26 protein-coding genes are annotated in these 22,829 nt (G+C 62.2%); 8 read left to right on the top strand and 18 right to left on the bottom strand.

Annotated elements, in window-relative coordinates; translation table 11 throughout:
- Positions 1-164 precede the first annotated feature (164 nt).
- Positions 165-1,064, top strand: a complete 900-nt coding sequence (locus tag ACOMDU_RS11650; RefSeq protein ID WP_421130467.1) for a DegV family protein — start codon at positions 165-167, stop codon at positions 1,062-1,064.
- 45 nt (positions 1,065-1,109) lie between these two features.
- Here the strand turns inward: ACOMDU_RS11650 and ACOMDU_RS11645 are convergent, their stop codons facing one another.
- Both ACOMDU_RS11645 and pfkA read right to left on the bottom strand, forming a co-directional pair.
- Complete coding sequence (locus tag ACOMDU_RS11645) at positions 1,110-1,463, bottom strand: hypothetical protein (RefSeq protein WP_421130466.1); 354 nt, start codon at positions 1,461-1,463, stop codon at positions 1,110-1,112.
- 102 nt (positions 1,464-1,565) lie between these two features.
- Entirely contained in the window at positions 1,566-2,543 is a 978-nt protein-coding gene (gene pfkA, locus ACOMDU_RS11640) for a 6-phosphofructokinase (protein WP_421130465.1), read from the bottom strand.
- 169 nt (positions 2,544-2,712) lie between these two features.
- Here pfkA and ACOMDU_RS11635 point away from each other — a divergent pair, with 169 nt between their 5' ends.
- A complete protein-coding gene (locus ACOMDU_RS11635) occupies positions 2,713-2,973 on the top strand; it encodes a hypothetical protein (RefSeq protein WP_421130464.1) in 261 nt (86 codons plus the stop codon).
- Between the two features lie 31 nt (positions 2,974-3,004).
- Here ACOMDU_RS11635 and ACOMDU_RS11630 read toward each other — a convergent pair whose 3' ends face one another.
- The 8 genes from ACOMDU_RS11630 to ACOMDU_RS11595 form a co-directional block, all read right to left on the bottom strand.
- Positions 3,005-4,444, bottom strand: a complete 1,440-nt coding sequence (locus tag ACOMDU_RS11630; protein WP_421130463.1) for a TrkH family potassium uptake protein — start codon at positions 4,442-4,444, stop codon at positions 3,005-3,007.
- Between the two features lie 69 nt (positions 4,445-4,513).
- Positions 4,514-5,347, bottom strand: a complete 834-nt coding sequence (gene aroE / locus ACOMDU_RS11625; protein WP_421130462.1) for a shikimate dehydrogenase — start codon at positions 5,345-5,347, stop codon at positions 4,514-4,516.
- On the bottom strand, positions 5,344-5,823 hold the full coding sequence (gene aroQ, locus ACOMDU_RS11620; protein ID WP_421130461.1) for a type II 3-dehydroquinate dehydratase: 480 nt from the start codon (positions 5,821-5,823) through the stop codon (positions 5,344-5,346). The genes aroE and aroQ overlap by 4 nt, the downstream gene beginning before the upstream one ends.
- Entirely contained in the window at positions 5,820-6,326 is a 507-nt protein-coding gene (locus tag ACOMDU_RS11615; RefSeq protein WP_421130460.1) for a shikimate kinase, read from the bottom strand. Before ACOMDU_RS11615 ends, aroQ begins: the two co-directional genes overlap by 4 nt.
- A complete protein-coding gene (locus ACOMDU_RS11610) occupies positions 6,323-7,525 on the bottom strand; it encodes a chorismate synthase (RefSeq protein WP_421130483.1) in 1,203 nt (400 codons plus the stop codon). The genes ACOMDU_RS11615 and ACOMDU_RS11610 overlap by 4 nt, the downstream gene beginning before the upstream one ends.
- The gene (locus ACOMDU_RS11605) at positions 7,525-8,667 is read right to left on the bottom strand and encodes a 3-phosphoshikimate 1-carboxyvinyltransferase (protein WP_421130459.1); all 1,143 of its coding nucleotides are present in this window, start codon (positions 8,665-8,667) and stop codon (positions 7,525-7,527) included. The genes ACOMDU_RS11610 and ACOMDU_RS11605 overlap by 1 nt, the downstream gene beginning before the upstream one ends.
- Positions 8,664-9,725 (bottom strand): 3-dehydroquinate synthase, encoded by a 1,062-nt coding sequence (locus ACOMDU_RS11600; RefSeq protein ID WP_421130458.1) that lies wholly within the window; start codon positions 9,723-9,725, stop codon positions 8,664-8,666. Before ACOMDU_RS11600 ends, ACOMDU_RS11605 begins: the two co-directional genes overlap by 4 nt.
- 237 nt (positions 9,726-9,962) lie before the next feature.
- On the bottom strand, positions 9,963-10,295 hold the full coding sequence (locus ACOMDU_RS11595) for a helix-turn-helix domain-containing protein (protein ID WP_022135379.1): 333 nt from the start codon (positions 10,293-10,295) through the stop codon (positions 9,963-9,965).
- 243 nt (positions 10,296-10,538) lie between these two features.
- On the opposite strand from ACOMDU_RS11595, the gene ACOMDU_RS11590 reads away from it, so the two are divergent.
- Positions 10,539-11,411, top strand: coding sequence for a YihY/virulence factor BrkB family protein (locus tag ACOMDU_RS11590; RefSeq protein ID WP_421130457.1), 873 nt, complete (start codon positions 10,539-10,541; stop codon positions 11,409-11,411).
- Positions 11,408-12,766 (top strand): Trk system potassium transporter TrkA, encoded by a 1,359-nt coding sequence (trkA, locus tag ACOMDU_RS11585; protein ID WP_022135377.1) that lies wholly within the window; start codon positions 11,408-11,410, stop codon positions 12,764-12,766. The genes ACOMDU_RS11590 and trkA overlap by 4 nt, the downstream gene beginning before the upstream one ends.
- Positions 12,767-12,855: 89 nt before the next feature.
- On the opposite strand, the gene ACOMDU_RS11580 is transcribed toward trkA, so the two are convergent.
- From ACOMDU_RS11580 to ACOMDU_RS11565, 4 genes are all read right to left on the bottom strand, one after another.
- Positions 12,856-13,548, bottom strand: coding sequence for a peptidoglycan recognition protein family protein (locus tag ACOMDU_RS11580; RefSeq protein WP_421130456.1), 693 nt, complete (start codon positions 13,546-13,548; stop codon positions 12,856-12,858).
- Positions 13,535-13,999: a phage holin family protein gene (locus ACOMDU_RS11575; protein WP_421130455.1), complete on the bottom strand. Its 465-nt coding sequence runs from the start codon at positions 13,997-13,999 to the stop codon at positions 13,535-13,537. Before ACOMDU_RS11575 ends, ACOMDU_RS11580 begins: the two co-directional genes overlap by 14 nt.
- A gap of 190 nt (positions 14,000-14,189) precedes the next feature.
- Positions 14,190-15,527, bottom strand: coding sequence for a uracil-xanthine permease family protein (locus ACOMDU_RS11570; protein ID WP_421130454.1), 1,338 nt, complete (start codon positions 15,525-15,527; stop codon positions 14,190-14,192).
- Between the two features lie 281 nt (positions 15,528-15,808).
- Positions 15,809-16,372 carry a biotin transporter BioY gene (locus ACOMDU_RS11565; RefSeq protein WP_421130453.1) on the bottom strand — a complete coding sequence of 188 codons (564 nt, stop codon included), beginning with the start codon at positions 16,370-16,372 and terminating at the stop codon, positions 15,809-15,811.
- A 118-nt stretch (positions 16,373-16,490) separates the two neighbouring features.
- On the opposite strand from ACOMDU_RS11565, the gene ACOMDU_RS11560 reads away from it, so the two are divergent.
- The 4 genes from ACOMDU_RS11560 to hcp all read left to right on the top strand — a co-directional run bounded on the left by ACOMDU_RS11560 (position 16,491) and on the right by hcp (position 20,011).
- Positions 16,491-17,228, top strand: a complete 738-nt coding sequence (locus tag ACOMDU_RS11560) for a biotin--[acetyl-CoA-carboxylase] ligase (protein ID WP_421130452.1) — start codon at positions 16,491-16,493, stop codon at positions 17,226-17,228.
- A 12-nt stretch (positions 17,229-17,240) separates the two neighbouring features.
- A complete protein-coding gene (locus ACOMDU_RS11555; RefSeq protein ID WP_421130451.1) occupies positions 17,241-17,789 on the top strand; it encodes a chromate transporter in 549 nt (182 codons plus the stop codon).
- Positions 17,789-18,349 carry a chromate transporter gene (locus ACOMDU_RS11550; protein WP_421130450.1) on the top strand — a complete coding sequence of 187 codons (561 nt, stop codon included), beginning with the start codon at positions 17,789-17,791 and terminating at the stop codon, positions 18,347-18,349. The genes ACOMDU_RS11555 and ACOMDU_RS11550 overlap by 1 nt, the downstream gene beginning before the upstream one ends.
- A gap of 93 nt (positions 18,350-18,442) precedes the next feature.
- The gene (hcp, locus tag ACOMDU_RS11545; protein ID WP_421130449.1) at positions 18,443-20,011 is read left to right on the top strand and encodes a hydroxylamine reductase; all 1,569 of its coding nucleotides are present in this window, start codon (positions 18,443-18,445) and stop codon (positions 20,009-20,011) included.
- Positions 20,012-20,046: 35 nt separating this feature from the next.
- On the opposite strand, the gene ACOMDU_RS11540 is transcribed toward hcp, so the two are convergent.
- The 4 genes from ACOMDU_RS11540 to ACOMDU_RS11525 all read right to left on the bottom strand — a co-directional run bounded on the left by ACOMDU_RS11540 (position 20,047) and on the right by ACOMDU_RS11525 (position 22,824).
- Entirely contained in the window at positions 20,047-20,973 is a 927-nt protein-coding gene (locus ACOMDU_RS11540; protein ID WP_421130448.1) for an AEC family transporter, read from the bottom strand.
- Positions 20,974-21,081: 108 nt separating this feature from the next.
- Complete coding sequence (locus ACOMDU_RS11535) at positions 21,082-21,420, bottom strand: nucleoside triphosphate pyrophosphohydrolase family protein (RefSeq protein ID WP_421130447.1); 339 nt, start codon at positions 21,418-21,420, stop codon at positions 21,082-21,084.
- The gene (locus ACOMDU_RS11530) at positions 21,417-22,115 is read right to left on the bottom strand and encodes an HAD family hydrolase (protein ID WP_421130446.1); all 699 of its coding nucleotides are present in this window, start codon (positions 22,113-22,115) and stop codon (positions 21,417-21,419) included. Before ACOMDU_RS11530 ends, ACOMDU_RS11535 begins: the two co-directional genes overlap by 4 nt.
- A 10-nt stretch (positions 22,116-22,125) precedes the next feature.
- Complete coding sequence (locus ACOMDU_RS11525) at positions 22,126-22,824, bottom strand: DUF6320 domain-containing protein (RefSeq protein ID WP_421130445.1); 699 nt, start codon at positions 22,822-22,824, stop codon at positions 22,126-22,128.
- Positions 22,825-22,829: the final 5 nt, after the last annotated feature.

Raw genomic sequence — 22,829 nt, 5'->3', positions numbered from 1 at the left:
AGGTGGTTATTATAGCGTATCCCATCGGTTTTTGCAATCCGTGAAAAGCGCATATTGACAAAAACAGGCAGGGCCATATAATATACTGTATTACAAATGGGCGTTCTGCGTGCCCCCTTCCCTGCCGCAGACACAGCAGAACAAAGGAGTAAAAAGGAGAAATAATGGAACGGAAATTTACACTGAGCTGCTGCTCCACGGTGGACCTGCCTTATTCATATATGGAGAGCCGGGACATCCCCGTGCTGTTTTACACCTATGTGGTGGACGGGCAGACCTATGACGACGATATGGGCCGCGATCCGGCGGCGCTGCCCCGGTTTTACGGCTTTCTGAAGGCGGGCAAGCTGCCCCAGACCAGCCAGATCAACGTAGCGGGGTATATGGACTTCTTTGAGCGCCTGCTGCAGAAGGGCGGCGACGTGCTGCACATCGCGTTCACGTCCGGGCAGTCCTGCTCGGTGAACAACGCCTATCTGGCGGCAGCAGAGCTGAAGGACAAGTACCCCGGGCAGAAGCTGATCGTCATCGACTCCCTGTGTTCCTCCAGCGGCTACGGCCTGCTGGTGGACTACGCCGCCGATATGCGGGACGCGGGTGAGGACATCGACACCGTGGCCCAGTGGGTGCTGGACAACCGGAACAAGGTGCATCACCAGTTCTTTTCCAGCGATATGACCCAGTTCCGGCGGACAGGCCGGGTATCCGGCGCGGCGGCCACGGTAGCCACGGTGCTGAACATCTGCCCCATCATGCGGCTGGACGACAAGGGCGCCATCAAGGCATACAGCAAGGTGCGGGGCAAGAAAAAAGCCGTGGAGACTACGGTAGACACCATGGAGCAGCACGCCCAGGGCGGCCGGGACTATGACGGCAAGTGCTTTATCTGCCACAGCCAGTGCCCGGAGGACGCCCGGCTGGTCATGGACGCCGTGGAGGACCGTTTCCCGAAGCTGAAGGGAAAGGTACGCCTGTGCGACATCGGCACCATCATCGGCAGCCATGCCGGACAGGGCACCGTGGCGGTGTTCTTCATGGGCGACGAACGGCCGGAGATGGAATAAGGGAAGAGGCAGGAATGGTCCTGCCTCTTTTCGTTCTCTTGGGCTTTAATCCGCATAGCCAATAATATCTCTTTCCACCGTATGTATCACCTCTTCGGGTACATCTTTCACGAATAATCTATAAACCCGGTTCAAACGCGGATTATATATCCCAAGGTATTCAATTTTTTCAAACTCCGGATGTACAGAGCGAAGCCCCATCCTCCAGTACATAAGCAACTGCAAGGTGTGTCTCGTCGTTATTGATGCAGAAGTAACCTTAAAGTCCCACAAAGTATCCTCCGTAATGAAATCTCCATCGCCTGCCTGCACTATATCGGTATATCCGCCCTCGAATGTGAATCCCTCCAAAATTATCGGACCATACTCCTCGACAAACTTCAAAGACCGTTCGACCATAATCCGAACATTTCCTATTGTTGACTTATCAACCAATATCCAGTCAACGCTGAGTAAACAGAAAGAGACGCGCTGCGGCGCGTCTCTTTTTTGCTCTTTTCCTTATCTTCCGGTCATGACGGTCATGACCTCGAACTCCTCGTGGTTCAGGGTCTTGGTCATGGCCAGGCCCTCATCAATGTCCACGTTGCTGATCCGGTCGCCCTTGGCGCAGACGATGCGGTTGGTCTTGCCCTCCGCCAGCAGCTGCACCGCCTCGTAGCCCATGCGGGTGGCGGTGACGCGGTCCTTGGCGGTGGGGCTGCCGCCCCGCTGGATGTGGCCCAGAATGGTGACGCGGGGGTCCAGCCCCAGCTCCTTTTTGATCTGCTCGCCCACGGCCATGCCGCTGGCGGCGCCCTCAGCCACCACGATCATAAAGTTGGTTTTGCCGCTGATGCGGGCGCGGCGGATCTTCTCAGCCACGTGCTTTTCAAAGTCGTAGGGGCGCTCGGGCACCAGCACGGCGGTGGCGCCGATGGCCACGCCCACATACAGCGCCAGATAACCGGCGCGGTGGCCCATGACCTCCACCACGGAGCAGCGCTCGTGGGACTGCATGGTGTCGCGGAGCTTGTCCATACACTCCACGGCGGTGTTGGCCGCGGTGTCGAAGCCGATGGTGTAGTCGGTGCAGACGATGTCGTTGTCGATGGTGCCGGGGATACCCACCACGGAAACGCCGAACTTGGACAGGTCCTGCGCGCCGCGGAACGTGCCATCGCCGCCGATGGCCACCAGGCCGTCCAGACCGATGAGCTTGCAGGTGGCGTAGGCCTTCTCCTGCCCCTCCTTGGTGCGGAACTCGTCACAGCGGGCGGAGTACAGGATGGTGCCGCCGCGGTTGATGATGCGGCTGACGCTGGCGTTGTCCATCTCGACGATGTCGCCGGAGATCAGGCCCTGATAGCCGCGGCGGATGCCCACGCACTCGATGCCCCGGGCGTTGGCGCTGCGGACCACGGCGCGGATGCAGGCGTTCATGCCGGGGGCGTCGCCGCCGCTGGTCAGCACGCCGATACGTTTGACTGCGTTTTTCATACGCTATTCCCTCACTTTGTCAAGGGGCGGTGCCCCTGAATATGCAGGCATATTGTACCATACGTTTGGTCTGTTTTCAAGTCCTTCGGCGAGCCGCGGCAAATTTTTGCCTGTACAGTCCGTCGGTTTTGTGGTATCATCCCTATGATAAACGAAAGGAGCGACCGTCATGCACCCACAATTCGCAGAATTGACGCCCAACTGGTTCAATCGGGCGTTCATATACACCGGCTCCATCGGGGAGTTCCGCTACCGCTTCGATGGGGATAAGGACGCGGGAATCCTGCACACCGCTGTATACAGCAATGTGTGCTACGAGCTGGCGCAGGACAAGGAGGAACGGGATTTCACCTGGGACGAGGCGGGCGTGGAGGCGCTGAAGGCCTGGCTCCAGGAAAAATATGAGGCATACTGCACGGCACAGAAATGACAAAAGCACCCCGCGGGGTGCTTTTTTTGCGTCAGTCACGCCAGGTGCTGCCCAGGAACAGCGCCAGCAGGGGCATCAGCTCCAGACGGCCCATGAGCATCTCCAGCGACAGCACCAGCTTGCTCAGGGGCGAGAGGATGGAGAAATTCTCCATGGGGCCGAGGATGCCCAGGCCGGGGCCCACATTGCTGATACAGGTCAGTGACGCGGCGAAGGACTCCTGGAAGCCGTAGTTGTCCCAGCTGACCACCAGTGCGCCCGCCAGCAACACCAGCAGGTATGCCGCGATAAACGCGCCGGCGGAGGAGACGACCCGCTCCTCCACGGCCTGTCCGTCCACCTTCAGCACGCTGACATGGTGGGGGTGCGCCAGCCGCTTCAGCTCCCGCTTCAGGCTCTTGCAGAGAATGGCGACGCGGGATATCTTAATGCCTCCGGAGGTGGAGCCGGCGCAGGCGCCGATGAACATCAGCATCACCAGCGCCATGCGGCAGAAGGTAGGCCACAGGGAGAAATCCACGGTGGCAAAGCCCGTGGTGGTGATGATGGTAACAGTCTGGAAGGCGGCGTCGGTGATGGAATCCCCGAAGGGGATTCCCGCCTGCACCCGCAGATTGATGCACAGTAGCAGCGTGGCCGCCGCCACGATACCGACGTAGATCCGCAGCTCCTCGCTGCGGAGCACCTCCTTCAGCTTGCCGCGAACGGCCAAAAACATCAGGGAGAAATTCACGCCCGCCAGGAAGGAGAACACCGTGACGATCCACATGACCGCCTTGGACGCGCCCGCTAGGGAGGTATCATAAATCGAGAAGCCGCCGGTGGCCATGGTGGTAAAGCTGTGGCAGACGGCGGAGAACCAGCTCTCGCCCGCCAGACGCAGGGCCAGCACCTCGCAGAGGGTCAGCACCACATAGATCAGATAGAGTATCTTGGCGGTGCCGCCCACCTTGGGCACCAGCTTGGACTTGATGGGGCCGGGGCTTTCGGCGCGCATGAGGAACACTGCGCCCTCGCCCATGCGGGGCGTCAGCGCCAGGAACAGCACCAGCACACCCATGCCGCCCATCCACTGGGTCAGCGAGCGCCACAGCAGCACGCTGCGGGGCAGATGGGACACAGCGGTGAAGGTGGACGAGCCGGTGGTGGTCAGGCCGGAGACCGTCTCGAACAGGGCGTCGATATAGCTGTCCAGAACGCCGGTGAACACATAGGGCAGCGCCCCGAACAGGGACAGCAGCACCCAGCTGAGCGCCACGGCCACGAACCCGTCGCGGCTGTGCATCTGTGCCTTTTTCACCGGGATCAGATGCAGCACCGTGCCCGCCGCGGCACAGAGCAGCGCCGTCAGCAGAAACTGCTGCCAGCAGGTCTCGGCATAAATACAGGCCGTCAGTGCCGGCAGCAGCAGGAAGCCTGCCTCGACCCACAGGATGTAGCCCATTGTGTGTGAGAGCAATCGAAAGTTCATAGAAAATACCTCAAAGAAAAGGTGAAAAGCCTTCGGGTATTATATAACCGCGCGGGACGGGTGTCAACCTCAGTCCAGCTTGCCCTCCAGTGCCGAGAACAAGGCGGGCATATCCACGTCCTTGCCGGTGAACATCTTGAAGGCACGGGCCGCCTGGTAGAGCAGCAGGTCGATGCCGGACACGGTGGGCAGGCCGCGCTTTTCGGCCTCGCGCAGCAGCATGGTCTGCCGGGGATTATAGACCAGATCGTAGACGGTGACGCCCGCCGGGGCGTCACGCAGGAAGCCCAGGTCGGAAAACTCCTTCATGCCGGCCATGCCCAGAGAGGTGGCGTTGATGAACAGGTCGCTCTCGGCCATGGCGCGGCGGACGGGGAAAATGCCGAAGTAGATGAACTGCGCCTTATCCGGGTAACGCGCGGCCAGATCCTGGGCCGGATAGACGCTGCGGTTGGTGACAAATATCTTTTTAACACCGGCGCCGACCAGCGCATCACAGATGGCGTCTCCGGCGCCGCCGGTACCCAGCAGCAGCACGGTCTTGCCCTCCGGCTCCAGGCCGCGGGCGCGCAGGCTGTCCACAAATCCCCGGCCGTCAGTGTTATAGCCGATGGCACGGCCGTTTTTGATGCAGACGGTGTTCACCGCACCGCAGGCGGCCGCCGCAGGGCTCAGCTCGTCCAGCAGGGGCAGGATAGCCTCCTTGTGGGGCATGGTGACGTTGAACCCGGCACAGCCGCCGGCCTTGGCCTCGGCCACGAAGTCGGCCAGATCGCGGGGCTGAACGCGGCGGACTTCATAGGTGTAGTGTGCGCCGGTCTGGGCGATCATGGCGCCGTGGAGCAGCGGCGAAAGGCTATGATCCACGGGGTCGCCGATAAGATAGAGCTTTTTGTTGGTCATACAAATGCCTCCCCAGTGCAGCCGCAGGTGGGCGCAGCCGCAGTGTTATTGGTGTGTTGGAGCAGATAGTCCATGGCTTCGAGATAGCCGGCAAGTCCGTGGCCGGTGATGACTCTAACGCAGGCCGGCGCGGTGACGGACACGGCCCGGAAGGGCTCGCGGGCGTTGATATCGGAAATATGCACCTCCACCGCCGGGACGGGGGCGCAGCGCAGAGCATCATAGATGGCGTAGCTGTAATGCGCGTAGGCCCCAGGGTTGATGACGATGCCGCCGAAGCCGGCCCGGGAGGCCTGGATAGCGTCGATAAGCGTGCCCTCATGGTTAGACTGGAACAGCTCCACCTGGCAGCCCACGGCGGCGGCGTGCTCGTAAATCAGTTTACATAAATCGTCATAGCTCTGTCTGCCGTAGATGTCCGGCTCCCGCTGGCCCAACAGGTTCAGGTTGGGGCCGTTGAGGATGAGCAGCTTCATGGCGTATCCCTCCATAGTCGCAGAATAAAGTCCTTCATTTGGTCAACAGTGCCGTCAGGCACCCGATAATGGGCGCAGGCCGCGTACAGCGGGCAGCGGACGGCATACAGGGCCCGCAGGGCCGCCTCTCCCCCGGCGAGCAGCGGACGTCCGGCGGCGTAATCAGTCGACATAATATTATCCACCGTCCGGTCCAGCCAGAACACCGTGCCGCTTCGACGCAGGAGCTCACGGTTCTGCTCCGTCAACACCGCACCACCGCCGGTGGCGATGACGCAGGGTATTTCCGTCTCTGTGCAGAGCGCTTCCAGCGTCCGGCGCTCCAGGGCACGGAAGGCAGCCTCGCCCTCCGCGGCGAAGATCTCAGGGATGGAACGGCCCACCGTCTGCTCCGTCAGTGCGTCCGCGTCGTAAAGGGGCACGGACAGCGCCCGGGACAGGGCGGCGCCGATGGTGGTCTTGCCGCCGGCGGGCATACCGATAAGGATGATCCGCCCCGTCATGCCTGCTCCTCCCGGGAGAGCGCCATCAGCAGGGTCATCAGGCGCTCCGCCTGATCGCGGCGCTCCGGCAGCATATCGCCCCGGGTACGGAGGACTTCCGCCTCCCGGGCCTTATCCCGGACCGGCAGACCGTGGGCGCTCTTATACGCGCCGATGGCGGCAGACAGCCGCTGACGGCGGTCAAACAGTTCCAGGATCGCCGCGTCCGTCTCGTCCAGCCGTTGACGCAGGCCGTTCAGGTCGGAGGGAACGTCCGGCAGCAGCTGGCACACCGCCAGGGCGGCGGCGGACTCTACCGCCGGGGCGGCGCGGAGCGCGATGCAGGCGTCATGGCGACCGGGGACGGAGATAGTCGTCTCCGTCATGGTAGTCAGGTCCACGGTCCGCTGTTCCTTAGCGATAGACGGCGTGGGGCGGAACGTCACATCGAACACCACGTCCATACCGTTGGTAATGCCGGCGTTGACGCCGCCGGAATGATTGCTCACTGTGCGAACAGCGCCATGGACCACCGTAAACGGGTCGTTGGCCGCACTGCCGCGCATCTGGGCGAAGGTCTCCCCCGCGCCGAAGCCGATGGCCTTGACAGCGGGAATGGCAAACACATGGCGGGCGATGGTGCCCTCCACGGTATCCCGCCAGTCAGGGCCGCCCAAACCGGCAGGCAGACCGCTGACGGTGCAGCGGATCACGCCGCCCACACTGTCGCCGTCCGCTTTGGCAGCGGCAGCGCGTGCCCGCAGAGCCTCCTCATCCAGGACCTCCGCGTGAACGGCGATATGGACCGTCTTCAGGTACGTGATCGCCAGCGCGCCGGCCACGGTCAGCGGCGCGGTAAGCCGCCCGGAGGTATGGCCGCCGCCCCGGGGATCGTTGCAGCCCAGGGCGCGGACCGCAGCGGTGTAGTCACCGTGGGAGGGCCGGGGCTTGTGTTTCAGGCTGTCGTAGTCAGTGGAACGGACATCACCGTTGTAAATGACCGCCGCCAGCGGATCGCCGGTGGTGCGGCCCCGATAGACGCCGGATAGGAAGTGCACTTCCTCTTTTTCCTGCCGGGCGGTGGTCAGCCCGCCCTGCCCCATGCGGCGGAGCAGCTGTTCACGGATAAAGGCCTCGTCCACCGGCAGACCCGGCGGCACATCCGTCAGCAGGACACCCACCGCCGGACCGTGGGACTCGCCGAAAAGCGTGTAGTGCATCACGATTCCAGCACCTCCCAGTTTCCGCCCAGGGCGGCAAGCTCACGCCAGAAGGCGGGGTAGGACTTCGCCACAGTCTCGGCGCCGGACAGTGTCACGGGACCGTCGGCCACCATAGCGGCGCAGCCCGCCAGCAGAGCAATACGGTGGTCGCCACAGGCAGAGACCTCCCCGCCGTGCAGCGCGCTCACGCCATGGATGATCAGCCCGTCTGGCTGTTCTTTCACCGAAGCGCCCAGCGCGTTCAGCACAGCGGAGACGGCGGTCAGGCGATCACTCTCCTTCTGCCGCAGGAACGCGGCGTGGGTAAAGCGGGTATCGCGGCCCGGGCGCAGCGCGGCGTACAGGGCCAGCGGCGGCAGGAGGTCCGGGGTGTCGGAGATATCGATCTGCTCCGGCAGCTTGTCCAGATAGCGCAAGATGGCCGCGTCGCCCTGGAGATAGGGCGGCGGCGCCAACGGGATACGAAGAGCCTCTCTTCTCTGTCTGGGAAGCAGGGCACGCAGCACCAGCCAATAGGCCGCAGCGGACCAGTCCGGCTCATCCAACAGCGGCGCGGGGCGACAGAACTGCCCGCCGGGGATATGCCAGCCATCGGTGATTTTCTCCACGGTGACGCCGTGGAGAGCCAGGACCGCCAGAGTCATCTGCACATAGGGCCGGGAGACGGCCTCTCCGGTGACGGTAATGTCCGAGTCCCCCGGCAGCAGCGGCAGCGCCAGCAGCATACCGGAGATCAGCTGGGACGTCTCATCTCCCGGCAGCGACCAGTGGCCCGCTGTCAGCGGGCGGGTCAGGGCAAGGCCCTGCTCCGTGCGCCGCAGGCCCAGATCCCCGGGGATAGGACGGGAGAGCAGCCGGTCGGAGCCGGTGAACACCGCGTCGGTGCGGCCAAGGGCCATGAACAGCGGCAGCAAAAAGCGCAGGGTGCTGCCGCTGTCGCCGCAGTCCACCAGCGGCGCCGGGGCGGTCAGGCAGGCCAGTCCCCGGTAGGTCGCCAGCACATCCTGTGCCGCGTGGGGCGGCAGCTCCGTGACCTGGCCCGCCAGAAACCGGCAGATCAGCTCGCGGTGCAGCAGGCTTTTGGAGGGCGGCACCGTGACGGTGCCCTGCAGAGACGAAGGCGTCAATAACAGCTTCATGCTTTATCCTCCCATAAATCGGACAGGGGCACCGTCACCAGTTCACCCTGTCCCATGCGGCGGACGATGACCAGCTGCACCGTACCGCCGGCGGTTTTTTTATCGTGGCCCACGCAGCGGCGCAGGGCCGCCTCGTCACAGTCGATGGCCGTGGGCAGGCCGTACCGCGTCAGCAGCGGCTCCAGCCGTGCCAGCACATCGGTGCCGCCATAGCCATTGGCTATCTGCCAGCGAAGGGTACGGCACATCCCGGCGGCCACAGCCTCGCCATGGGTCCAGGTGTCATACCCGCCGACAGCCTCATAGCCGTGGCCGAAGGTATGGCCAAAGTTCAGCAGGCGGCGCGCGCCGTGGTCCTCCGCATCACCGGATACCAAGTGCAGCTTGGCCCGTCCGCAGGCGGCGACAAGGGCCGTCAGGGCCTCGCCGCTGTCGCTCCGCAGGCCCTGCTCGGCGGCGGCCAGCAGGGCGGAATCGGCCACCAGCCCGGTCTTGATGACCTCCGCCATGCCGGAGGCAAACTGCCGCTGCGGCAGCGTCGCCAGGCAGGCAGGGTCCGACAGCACCAGAGACGGCTGGTGGAACGCGCCCAGCAGGTTTTTGCCTTCCGGCAAGTCCAGAGCCGTCTTGCCGCCCAGGGCGCTGTCCACCTGGGCAAGCAGCGTGGTGGGGATATGGGCCAACGGCACGCCCCGCAGCAGCGACGCGGCGGCAAAGCCCGCCGCGTCGCCGCAGGCGCCGCCGCCCAGCGTCACCACGCCGCAGGAACGGTCAAAACCGCTGTCCAGTATCCGGCGGCATAGGGACAACCATGCCTCCGGCGTTTTGGCACTCTCGCCCTGGGGCAGCGGGAACAGCCTCGATTCCAGTCCGGCGGCACGGAGGCTGCCCTGCACCCATTCGCCGTAGAAGGCGGAGACGGCCTCATCCGCCGCCAGCGCCCAGCGGCGCACCTGCGGCACATGCTGCCGCAGCAGCGCGCCGGCGCGCCCCAGCACACCGGCGCCGATACACACCGTGCAGGTCGCGTTGTTCAGTTGGACGGTAAACTGTTCCATAGACTTCCTCCGCAGCCGGCCGGCCATTGTATTCAGCAAAGCGACTCCCGCTTGCAATCAAATCCTTGTCAATCGATGGTAATATCAACACCTAATATAATGCAAATTCATCAACAAATCTATCGTATATATTGTATCGCAGCATGGCAGTGTTTGCAATAAAAAAGCGAAAAAAGCCGCCGCACAGCGGCGGCGGAAAAAACAGGCCCGCCGCCGGAGAGCGGTGGGCCGTATGTGTCAGTCGTCCAGATTATTCAGCTTGGAGCAGCGTTCGTATTCCACCTGCATGACGGAGGCCACAGTGTGGCGGCCGTAGTCATCCAGCTTGGCGTACTGGGTCAGCAGCTGCTCGGTATCATCGGTCAGATAGAAGGCGGCGTCATCGGCCATCGCCTTGATGCCCAGCGTCTTGCAGATCTGCATGACGGTATCGAACGAAGAACCGCCGACGCCGTTGTGGAGGGCGCTGTTGATGGTGGACAGGGGCACGCCCACCGCAAAGGCAAACTGCCGCACGCTCCGGTACTGCCGCGAGATCTCGTCACGAACGATGGTAGTCAGATTATCCATAATACGTCCTCCACTCATGTATAATAATGATAAAGTGATTTCCTATAATTTCCATTTATGCTTACAGTATTATAGCATGCTTTTCACGTTTCGACAACCTGAAATGCTTTTTTTAATAAAAATTTCATTTTTCCGGTTTTTTACGAAAAATTGAGCCCGGTCGGGCAGAAACAGCCGTGCCGATAAATTATGCTTTGATTTTACCAACAATCATGGTATACTAAACATCCGAGGTATGTTGATATGAGTGGTAACAAAAAATTCCCCCGCACCCACGCCGGTCGGCTGGCCGCCGACATGGTGCTGCGGTACTATACCCACGACGTAGCCCGGGACAGCGCGGCGCTGACGTATTATCTGCTGTTCGCCATCTTTCCCCTGCTGATCTTCATCAGCACCCTGCTGGGTCTGCTGGAGCTGGACGTGGCGTATATCACCTCCGTACTGGAGCCGCTGCTGCCGGCAGACGTGGTGGATGTGGTGCGCTCATATCTGGAGTACGTCTCCGCTAACCAGAGCCGTCAGCTGCTGTGGTTCAGTCTCATCTTCTCCATCTGGTTCCCCATGCGGGCCTCCGGGTGCCTGATGCACTCGCTCCGCAAGGCCTTTGGCCGCAGCGCGCCGGAGAGCTTGTGGCGCAGCCAGCTGCGGATCCTGCTGTTCACTGTATGGCTGATCGTCGTTATCGCCGTGACGCTGGTGCTGGTGGTGGTGGGACGGTCCGTGCTGGAGTTTGTCGGACGGTTCATCACCATCACCGACTCGTTCATCACCGCGTGGAGTTCCCTGCGCTTCGTGCTGCTGGCGGTGGTCATGGCTATCACGCTGGTAATCTTGTATATGCTCTCCCAGGGCCAGCGCCGGCCGCTGCGGGAGGTGCTGCCCGGCGTGGGCGGTTCACTGGTGGCGTGGATGGTGCTGAGCATGGCGTTTTCGTACTACGTAGAGCACCTGGGGCGCTACTCGGTGCTGTACGGCTCCATCGCCACGGTGATCGTGGTGCTGCTGTGGCTGTATATGTCGGGACAGATACTGATACTGGGCGCGGAGTTTTCCGCCGCCCTGCTGGAAAAGAGACAGACCGCCGCCCCCTCGGGCGGAGAGGAGGACGCATGAAGATCATCATCGTAGGCTGCGGCAAGGTGGGCTATGCCATTGCCCAGCAGCTGACCCAGGAAAAGCACGACATCACGGTGGTGGACGATGAGGCCGCCCACCTGAACCGTGCGGACAGCACGCTGGATGTGCTGTGCATCCACGGCAACGGCGCCTCCATCAGCGTTCTGATGGAGGCCGGAGCGCGGGACGCCGACCTGGTCATCGCCGTCACCGGCGTGGACGAGACGAACCTGGTGTGCGCGCTGATCGCCAAAAGCGTGGGCGCGCAGCACACCATTGCCCGGGTGCGGAACCCGGAATACCGGCGGGACGCGGATATGCTCAAGCGGGAGATCGGCCTGGATATGGTCATCAACCCTGACCTGGCCGCGGCGCAGGAGATCGCGCGGATCCTCAGCTTCCCGGCAGCCATCTCCGTGGAGCCCTTTGCCGGCGGGCGCATCGACATGATCGGCTTTCAGCTGCACCCGGAGGATACCATCCTCGGCCGCAGCCTCAGCGACTTTCACCGGGAGCGCGTGGCAGAGGTACTGATCTGCGCCGCCCAGCGGGGCGATGAGTTCATCATCCCCAACGGCGCCTTCGTGCCCCAGCTGGAGGACCGGCTGTACATGGTGGGCAGCAAGGCCGAGCTGCACAAAATGCTCAAGAGCATGGGCCGCAGCCTCCAGCGGGTAAAGGATGTATCTATCCTGGGAGGCAGCCGAATCAGTATGTACCTGAGCTGGGAGCTGGCACGGGCCGGCACGCGGGTCCATGTGGTGGAGCAGGACCATGATAAGTGCCTGCGGCTGTCTCAGGACCTGCCGGGCGCCATGATCATCGAGGGCGACGGCACGGACATCGACCTCATCAAATCGGAAAACCTGTTCGGTGCGGACGGCTTCGTGGCACTGACGGGCCGTGACGAGGAAAATCTGCTGATGGCCCTGGCCGCCCGCCGTGCCGGTGTGCGGAAGGTGCTGGCGAAAATGACCCGTCCCAACTACATGGAGCTGGTACAGGAGACGGGACTGGGCAGCATCATCAGTCCCAAGGATATCATCGCCAACCAGATCACCCGCTACGTCCGCGCACTGGCCAACTCGCAAGGCATGGCGGTGGAGTCACTGTACAAGCTGCTGGGCGGCAAGGTGGAGGCTCTGGAATTCACTGCCAGCAACGACGGCAACGGCATACTGCACACGCCGCTGATGAAGCTGCCCCTGCGCCACGGCGTCCTGCTGGCCGCCATCGTACGAGAGGGCCGGACGATCATCCCCGGCGGCATGACCACCATTGAGCCGGGAGACCATGTGCTGGTGGTGACCAATGTACCCGGTCTGACGGACCTGAAGAACATTCTGGCATAATGAAAAGCCCCCATGCGGACGCATGGGGGCTTTTCGGATACAAGAGAAGAGGGCGGCCGACGCCGCCCTCTTTCCGCACGCTATTTTTTCTACGCACCCAGCAGCTTGTGCCAGGTATCACGGCCCACCAAGCCGTCAGCGGCAATGCCCCGGGATGCCTGGAAACGCTTGACCGCCGCGGCGGTGTTGGTCCCATAGATACCGTCCGCCCCGCCGGCGTCGTAGCCCAGTCCGGTCAGCGCCGCCTGCACACAGCGCACGGTATCGCCGCGGCTGGCGGTGGTCAGCAATGGCAGCGTCAGCGTCGTGCCGGAGACCACCGGCGCCGGCACCGCAGGCTTTGCAGTCTGCGCGCCCGCCAGGGCATCAAAGGGGAAATTGTCCCCGGGACAGCCGGTGGCGTTCACATCGCTGTGGCGCTGAATGGTGGAAATGCCGTACTTCTGCTTCAGGTATGCCACCAGCTCCTGCCCAGCGCGCAGCTGGGCGTCAGGCATGGTCTCGCGGTCAAAGCTGCCCTCGAAGCAGATGCCCAGGCTGTCGTAGTTATTGTTCCCGGCGTGGGCGCCCACGGTGTCCTCCGGACGGCCGCGATAGACGGTGCCGTCCTTGCGGATGAAAAAGTGATAGCCGATCCCCGTCCACCCGTTGGCCAGGTGCCACTGATGGACCTGCTGCGGCGTACACGTTACCGCCGCGGCGTGGTGCAGGATGATGCGGCGGGTGGCCGTCCGTCGGGCCAACTGACCCGCCCACTTATAGGCAACTTCATTGATCTGCATTTTGGTCCCCCTCCCCTGCTTTTGTTTCTACGGCGACTTTCAGCCGCGTCAGCAGCTTGCGTAAAAAGCCCGGCACCGGGCCGCCCAGCGCCGCCACGTTTTCCAGGATGGAGATCAATTCGTTGATGATGAGCCAGACGATGACCATCGCCGCCATCAGGAACTGAAAGCTGACCTCCACCCCCACCTGGGTCAGGCCGTAACGCACCAACCAGTCCACCACACCGGCTACACCCACCAGCACCAGATAGCCCAACTTTTTCAGGATACCGCGCAGGCCGGTTTTGGAGCAGAGCTTGCCCGCGCTCCAGGCCTTTGCCATACCGCTGGCATAGTCCGCCAGCATTACGGCGATCAGCACCGCCAGCGGCACCACCAGCGCCGAAGCGTAGCTGCACAGCGCACCCAGCGCCGCCGCCAGAATTGCCATAACAGAAGTTTCGTTTTTCATCCTTTGTGTCCTCCCCACACATTATTCAGCGGCACCGTTACAGTGTATGCCGTCCTATTATGCGGGGTGTTTTTCTCCGGTGTTGCACAAAAGTGGACAACAGAAAGGCAGGCATCTTACGATGCCTGCCTTTTGTCCGTGCGTCCCCGGGGTGTGGGCCGCGCGGCCCGGTATCCATTCAAGATATGGCTCAATAGCTGCCCAGGTCGGCGCTGGCGTCGCCCTCGACGCTCTTGCCGAACTCGTAGTCGTTGCCGGGCAGGACGGCGTTCAGGATCACGCCCGCCAGGGCGGCGATGGCCAGGCCGGTCAGTGTGATGTCGGCACTGCCCACGGTGAAGGTGATGCCGCCGGTGGAGGCGAAGCCCAGGCCGCAGACGAAGATGACGGCGGCGATGATCAGGTTGCGGGACTTGGTCAGATCAACGCGGTTCTCCACCACATTGCGCACACCAACGGCGGAGATCATACCGTAGAGGACGAAGCTGACACCGCCCACGATGGCAGTGGGGATGGAATTCACCAGTGCGTCGAACTTGGGGGAGAAGCTCAGGATGATGGCGTACAGGGCGGCCAGACGGATGACCCGGGGGTCGTAGACGCGGCTCAGGGCCAGAACACCGGTGTTCTCGCCGTAGGTGGTATTAGCGGGGCCGCCGAACATACCGGCGAAGGCGGTGGCCAGACCGTCGCCCAGCAGGGTGCGGTGCAGACCGGGATCCTCGATGAAGTTCTTGCCGGTGGTGGAGGAGATGGCGGACATGTCACCGATGTGCTCCATCATGGCGGCGATGGCGATGGGCGCCATGACCAGGATAGAGGTCACATCGAACTTGGCCAGGACGAACTTCTGCAGACCCACGAAGTCAGCGCCGGCCACCTCGGTGAAGTCCACCTTGCCGGCGATCAGCGCCACGATGTACGCGCCCACCACGCCCAGCAGAATGGGGATGATCTTGACCATACCCTTACCCCAGATGTTGGCGACGATGATGATGGCGATAGCCACCAGAGCCAGCCACCAGCAGGTGGAGGCGTTGGCCACGGCGGTGCCGGACAGGTTCAGACCGATGAGGATGATGATGGGACCGGTGACGATGGGGGGGAAGAAGCGCATGACCTTCTTGGCACCCACCAGCTTGAACAGCAGGGCCAGCACCAGATACAGCAGACCCGCGACCACCACGCCGCCCAGCGCGTAGGGCAGCTTCTCCTCGCCGGTCATGGCGGCGAACTTGCCGGTGTTCAGACCAGCCACCGCCTGGAAGCCGCCCAGGAAGGCGAAGGAGGAGCCCAGGAAGGCGGGTACCTTAAACTTGGTGCAGACGTGGAACAGCAGCGTGCCGATACCGGCGAACAGCAGGGTGGTCTGGATGGACAGGGGCAGGCCGTAGCCCGTCACCAGGATGGGCACCAGCACCGTAGCGCCGAACATGGCGAACAGGTGCTGCAGGCCCAACAGGAGCATCCGGGGCACGCCCAGCTCCCGGGCGTCGTAGATGGCATCGTGTCCTAATTTCTTGTTCATGTGACTTGTCCTCTCTTTCTCGTTCATCCGTATATGTTTACTTACTTACAAACTGCCTGAAAAAATGACCGGTGAAAAATCACCGGTCAAATGGAAACAATATCAGAAACAAAAACAGAGGGAGCGCCAGTCCGCTTTTTCACGATCGTCTTGCAGGTCATGGCGTGTCCCTCCTCTCATTTTCTTGCCTATTATACGGGGCACAGCCGCAAAATGCAATACACTTCTGTGCCAATATCCTGTCAAAATTTCAGAAGATGATTTGGCTGTATTGCACAAGGTCATTCGCCACGCTTATCGCTGCCATCCGCCATTCTTAACCGCCGCCGCAAAATGGGGCATACGCCCGCCGCCACGACGATCTTCACGGCGTCTCCCGGCAGATAGGGCAGCATCCCCGCCCACAGCAGCGCGGAAAACGTCATACCCTTGCCCATGTAGGCGTTGAGTATCAAGGCCATGTAGGGCATTCCCACGGCGTACAGAGCGGCCAGTCCCGCCAGCGACGCCAGTGCCATGCGTTTGGGGTCCAGACTCTCCCCTGCCACGGCACCCACCACCCATGCGGCCGGGATCAGCCCCAGCAGGAACCCGAACGTGGGCTGGAACACATAGCCAAAGCCGCCGCCCATGGTGAAGATGGGCAGGCCCACCAGCCCCAGCAGGACGTACACCGCCTGGCTCAAAGCGCCCCACCTCCGACCCAGCAGCAGCCCCGCCATGGCAGTGAACAGGTATTGCAGCGTCACGGAGCTGTACACCATCGGAATACGCAGAAACGCACCCACCGCCGTCAGCGCGGCGAACAGGGCGGTATAGACCAGCTTGCGGGTACGGGTGTTCATAGGCGTCCCTCCTCCAAAAACTGTCCTGATGATACTAAATTCCTTAACACCTGTCAACTATTTACAAACGCGGAATACAGTGCTACAATGTGTTTTCGACCGAAAGGAGATGATGGCCGTGACTTGGGATGTTCTGCGCTATGACACCGTGGACTCCACCAACAACGTATGCAAGGCCCTTGCCGCGCAGGGGCTGGACAGCACCGCCGTCATCGCCCGGGCGCAGACCGCTGGTAAGGGCCGGCTGGGCCGTTCGTTCCAATCACCGGAGGGCGGCCTGTATCTTTCCGCCCTGTGGCAGGACTGCCCGGCCGGGCAGCTGCTCACCGTGACACCGCTGGCCGCGGTGGCTGTGTGCCGCGCTGTTGAGAGCCTCTGCGACACGGACTGCGGCATCAAGTGGTGCAATGATGTGGTGCTGCACGGCAAAAAGCTCTGCGGCATTCTGACCGAGTCCTCCCTGCTCCCTGACGGCAGTGCGGCGTGGCTGGTGGTAGGTATCGGTGTCAATGTGGGACAGGCCTCTTTTCCGCCGGACATCGCGGACATGGCCACATCCCTTGCCCTACAAGAGCTTGACGTGTCGCCGGACGCGCTGGCAGACGCCATACTGGCCCAGCTGACAGCCATGCGGACTGTGCTGACCGACCCAGTGGAATGGCTGGCGGAATACCGGCGGCGGTGCGTGAATTTGGGCAGACCCGTGCGCGTCCTGCGAGGCAATACCGTCCGGCAGGCCACGGCGCTGGCCATAGACGAACAGTTCGGCCTGACGGTGCAGTATGAAAACGGCGAAACGGAGACAGTCCGCAGCGGCGAGGTCTCAGTGCGGGGACTGTACGGATATATAGAATGAGGTGATACGAGCATGAACACAAAACTTCTCGCTCAGTTGTTCCTCACCTTTGCCAAGGTGGGCGTCATGACCTTCGGCGGCGGTATGGCCATGCTGCCCATCCTCCAGCGCGAGGTCGTGGAGGACAAGGGCTGGGCTACAGACGAGGAGCTGGTGGACTATTTTGCCATCGGCCAGTGCACCCCCGGCATCATCGCTGTAAACACCGCCACCTTCATAGGGCAGAAGCAGGCCGGTATTATCGGCGGCATCGTGGCCACGCTGGGCATTGTGTTCCCATCGCTGATCATCATCACTGCACTGGCAGGCGTCATCAACAGCTTCTCCCATCTGGCTTGGGTGCAGCACGCCTTTGCGGGTATCCGCGTATGCGTGTGCGTGCTGATCTTCAACGCGGTGGTCAAGCTGTTCAAGGGCTCTGTGAAGGACTGGGCCGCCGGGCTGATCTTCCTTGCTGTGCTGGCGGCGGCGCTGCTCACCGACCTGTCCCCCGTCATCTTCGTGGCTGCGGCCGCGGCGCTGGGCATCGTCATTCAGAACGTGATAAGGAGGGCGAAATAATGCTGTACCTCCAACTATTCTGGGAATTCTTCAAGACCGGCCTGTTCGCCGTAGGCGGCGGGCTGGCCACTCTGCCCTTCCTGCAGGATATGGCGGAACGCACTGGATGGTTTACCCATGCCCAGTTGGCGGATATGCTGGCGGTGTCGGAGTCCACTCCCGGCCCCATCGGCGTGAACATGGCCACCTACGTGGGCTTCACCACCGGTGGCATCGGCGGCGCGCTGGTGGCCACCATCGGGCTGGTAACCCCCTCTGTTATCGTCATTCTCATCGTGGCGGCGTTCCTGAAGGCCTTTCGCGACAGCAAGTGGGTCAGCGCCGCGTTCTGCGGCCTGCGCCCCGCCTCCACCGCGCTGGTGGCTGCGGCGGGCATCTCCGTAGTACCTATCGCCCTGCTGCACAGTGGTATGACCGGTCTGGCCGTGCTGAACTGGCCGGCTATCGCCCTGGCTGCGGTGCTGCTGGTGTGTACCAACTGGGTGCCAGTGGTAAAGAAGTGGCACCCTATCGTGTTCATCGGCATTTCCGCCCTGGTGGGCGTTCTGCTGAAATTTTGAGAAAAGGGAGACGCTGCGCGTCTCCCTTTTTGTATATATTTCCTCCCGGCAGGGCAGACTATCGCTGCTATACTGTCAGGAGGTTTGTATTCTATGTCTGAAATGTTCTGTTTTCAGTGTCAGCAGACGGCGGGCAACAGCGGCTGCGTCCGCACCGGCGTCTGTGGCAAGCAGCCGAAAACCGCCAATTTGCAGGACTATCTGGTGTGCTCCCTCATCCACCTGGCGGAGATATATGCCGCCAAGGAGGACTATCCTCCGGAAGTCACACACCTGCTGGCGGACGGTCTGTTCGCCACGCTGACCAACGTAAATTTTGACGATGCGGCCCTGCAGGGTTATATCCGCCGCGCCGAAAAACTGACGCCCCAGCGTCTGCCGATACAGGACCCGAGTTGGCTATGGCGCGGCGATACGGACATCGTGTCTCTGCGCGCCACACTGCTGTTCGGCATGAAGGGTATGGCAGCCTATGCCCATCACGCTTTCCGCCTTGGGCAGGAGGATGAGGCGGTCAGCCAGTGGTTCTACAAGGGGCTGTGCGCCCTGCGGCAGGAGCACACCGTTGAGGAGTGGCTGGCCCTCATCACGGAATTTGGTCTGGTAAACTATCAATGCATGGCCCTGCTGGACAAGGCCAACACCGCCGCCTTCGGTGACCCGGCGCCCGCAAAGGTCCACACGGACATCCGTCGGGGGCCGTTCATCGTGGTATCCGGCCATGATCTGGAGGACCTGCACCAGCTGCTGGAGCAGACGACAGGCACCGGTGTCAACGTGTACACCCACAGCGAGATGCTGCCCGCCCACGGGTATCCGGGGCTGCGAAAATACCCGCAGCTGGCCGGAAACTTCGGCACCGCCTGGCAAAACCAGCAAAGCGAGTTCGACAGCCTTCCCGCACCCATTCTGATGACCACCAACTGCATCATGCCGCCCCGTCCCAGCTATGCCGACCGTATCTATACCACGTCGGTGGTGGGCTATCCCGGACTGAAGCACATCCCGGAGGACCGGCAGGGCCGCAAGGATTTCTCCGCCCTCATCGACCAGGCGCTGGCCCTGGGCGGATACAGCACCGACCGGAGCATGAGTGGCATCAACGGCGGACATATCCTGACCACCGGCTTTGCCCACAAGGCGCTGGGCGACAGCGCCCCGGCGGTGATCGACGCCATCAAAAGCGGCGCGGTGAAGCACATCTTTCTGGTAGGCGGCTGCGACGGCGCGCACCCCGGACGCAACTACTACACGGACTTCGTCAAGTCCACGCCTATGGACTCGCTGATCCTGACGCTGGCCTGCGGCAAGTTCCGCTTCAATGACCTGGATCTGGGCGATATCAACGGCATCCCCCGCATACTGGACGTAGGCCAGTGCAACGACGCCTACAGCGCTGTGCAGATCGCGCTGGCCCTGGCCGATGCCTTTGGCTGCGGCGTCAATGACCTGCCGCTGACGCTGGTGCTGTCCTGGTACGAGCAGAAGGCGGTATGCATCCTGCTGACACTGCTGGCTCTGGGCATCAAGCGCATTTACCTGGGGCCCACCCTGCCGGCCTTCCTGTCAGAGACGGTGGTCAAGACGCTGGTGGATACCTATCAGCTGCAGCCCATCACCCATCCCCAACAGGATCTGGACGCCATACTGCACCGCGGATAAAGAAACATCCCCCGGCTCCGCCGGGGGATGTTTCTTTATCCAAGCACCTCTGCCAGGCCGACCAATACCGGCATGGTCAACGCGGAGATCGCCGTCTGGACCGACACCAGGGACGAGGTCAGGGCGGTGTCCTTGCCGAAGCGGGCGGCGAACATACTCAGCAGCGCCGCCGGCGGCGCGCTGGCCGCGATCAGCAGCACCAGCGTCAGGTCATGGGACACGTTCAGCGCCAGGCAGATGCCCAGTGAGGTAAGAGGCAGCACCAGCAGCCGCAGCACCAGCGTCACCCAGGAGCTGATACCCTGCAGCGCCGCCTTGAAATTGGCGTGGCTCAGCTGATAGCCCACCACCAGCATGGGCAGCGGCGTATTCAGGTCCGCCAGATAGTTGATGGGGACCATCAGGGGTTCCGGCACCGTCACCTGCCCGAGATACAGCGCCATAGCCAGCACCACGCTGATAACGCCGGGGTTCAGCAGCAGGGGCTTCAGCAGCAGCTGGCTGCGGTCGCCTGTGATGACATAGACGCCCCATGTCCAGCTGAGTATAGTAAATACGATGACGTAGGCCGAACCATAGAACACGCCGATGCTGCCCAGCAGCGCGGCCATCAGGGGATAGCCCATAAAGCCGCAGTTGGAGAACACTGCGGCGAAGCGCAGGCAGTTCTGCCGTTCGCGGTCCCTGTCGTGGATCAGCAGCATGGCCGCCGCAATAAACACCACATGGAGTACGGCCGAGACACCCGTCACTACGCCGAAGTTGTGCAGTGCCGTATGCTCCAGCGGCCGTTGAAACGCCACCACCATCATACAGGGGGACACCACGTACATGACCAGGCTGCTCAGGGCCACCGAGGCGCGGTCATCCAGCAGCTTGACCTTTCCCAGTACAAAGCCCACCACCAGCAGCAAATACAGTGTGAGTATCTGCTGCCCCACGGTGAGGAATGATTGCAGCACGGCTATCCCTCCTAAGCAAAAAATGCGCACCGCCTCAGTGTATCACAAAAAATCCCGGTGTCAAGTCCCCGTGAAGAAGAAAAGCGGAAGCCGCCGCTTCCGTTTTTCTTACAGATCGTTCTTATCCCGGCCCACGGACTTTTCCGTGGAAAAGCCGTCTGGATACCGGTGCTCCAGCTTCTCCAGGTTGGCCCGGAGGATATCCTTCAGATCAAGGTCCAGCGCCGTGGCCGCCTCGGCCAGATACCAGGCCACGTCCCCCAACTCCTTGGCCAGATGCTCTCGGTCCAGCGGATGGCCCTGGGCCAGCCACTTCTTCACGATGTCGATGGCCTCGCCGGACTCGCCGCACAGGCCCATGACGCTGTTGATAAGCACATCCCGGCCCTTCAATTCGGGATTTAGCGAAGCCATGGCCCGCTGCTGGTATTCGTTGATGGTCATCATGCCGTACCCTCCAACAATGCCGGTATCTGCCGCAGATCCGTCACCTGCCAGGTCACATCCGTACCCTCTGCCGCGCCGGGGCGGCGGTAGTAACAGGTCTTCATGCCATACTGCCGGCCGCCGGCCATGTCGGAGGTCAAGGAGTCCCCAATGATCACACAGTCCTTCGGCGCGATGGCCGCTTCACATCCATCGTTCAGTGCTGCAAACGCCCCATCGAAAAAGGCCCGGGCCGGCTTGGACGCACCCAGTCTCTCCGACACGAAGAACCAATCGAAATACCGCTTCATGCCCGCCAGCTCCAGCCGGTGGAGCTGCTGATCGTATGGTCCGTTGCTGGCCACCGCCAGCGGATACTTGCCGTGGAGCGCCTCCAGCAGTTCCATGGCCCCGTCCACGGGGATAGCGCTGTCGTACAGGGCCGCGCGGAAATACTTTTCGAATACCTGTCCGTCAAAATCGATATTCAGTGCTCGGAACACGTTGTTCCAGCGGATCTCTTCCAGCTCACGGAACGTCAGCGTGCCCTGCTCGATCTGCCGCCAGAGTTTTCCGTTCTCCCGGTGGAACACGGCCTCCATGTACGGCTCGTAGGGCTTCAGTCCAAAGTGCGCGAAGCCCTCCCGCATGGTCTGCCGGATGTAGGCGTCAAAATCCAGCAGGGTGTTGTCGATGTCGATAAAAATCATCTGCATGGGGTACCTCTCAGATAAAGAACTTACGGTGCAGGCTGCGCCGCAGGGGCTTGCACATGGCGATGACCAGCAGCATGGCCCCCAGCACCACCCCCGCCGCCAGCGGGTAGAAGGACCAGAGGAACGTCTCGTGCAGGCCGAAGGTCAGGTTCAGCAGAAACTCCACCAACACCGCCATGCCGCCGGACAGGATCAGCGCCCCGCCGCAGATGTACAGCGCCGCGCCGGGCAGATACCGCAGCAGCGTCACCATGGCGCACACCAGCAGCCCTGCCGCGCCTGTGACCGGCAGCGCAAAGGTCAAAAACCAGTGGCCTCCGGTGGCGTAGTTCACATACAGCAGGAACACGCCGATGGCCGCGAAGTCAATGGACACGAAGATCACCGGGTTGGGCCGCTTAAACCACAGAGGCAGCACCGCCAGGATATACAGCAGCAGCAATCCGCCCACGGCAAAGCCGGACCAGACGATGGTCCCGTTGATGCGCCAGTCGCACAGCACGGTGATGACCGCCGGCAGCAGCATACACACAGAGATGACGAACAGCACGCCGATTCGGCTGACCTCCTCGTGGCGGGGATGGTCAGCCGGCGGGTAGGGCGGCTCACCCTGTCCGCAGGGCAGATCGGGATGAAATACCCGGGTGCCGCACAGGGGACAAACGCGCTCGCTGTCCGCCAGCTCCACGCCACATTTGATGCAATACATAAGAA

This window comes from Vescimonas sanitatis, from assembly GCF_049060325.1.
GTDB lineage: Bacteria > Bacillota > Clostridia > Oscillospirales > Oscillospiraceae > Vescimonas > Vescimonas sanitatis.
Note: the sequence above shows the minus strand (reverse complement) of the source record. Positions and strands in the feature narration are given on the sequence as shown.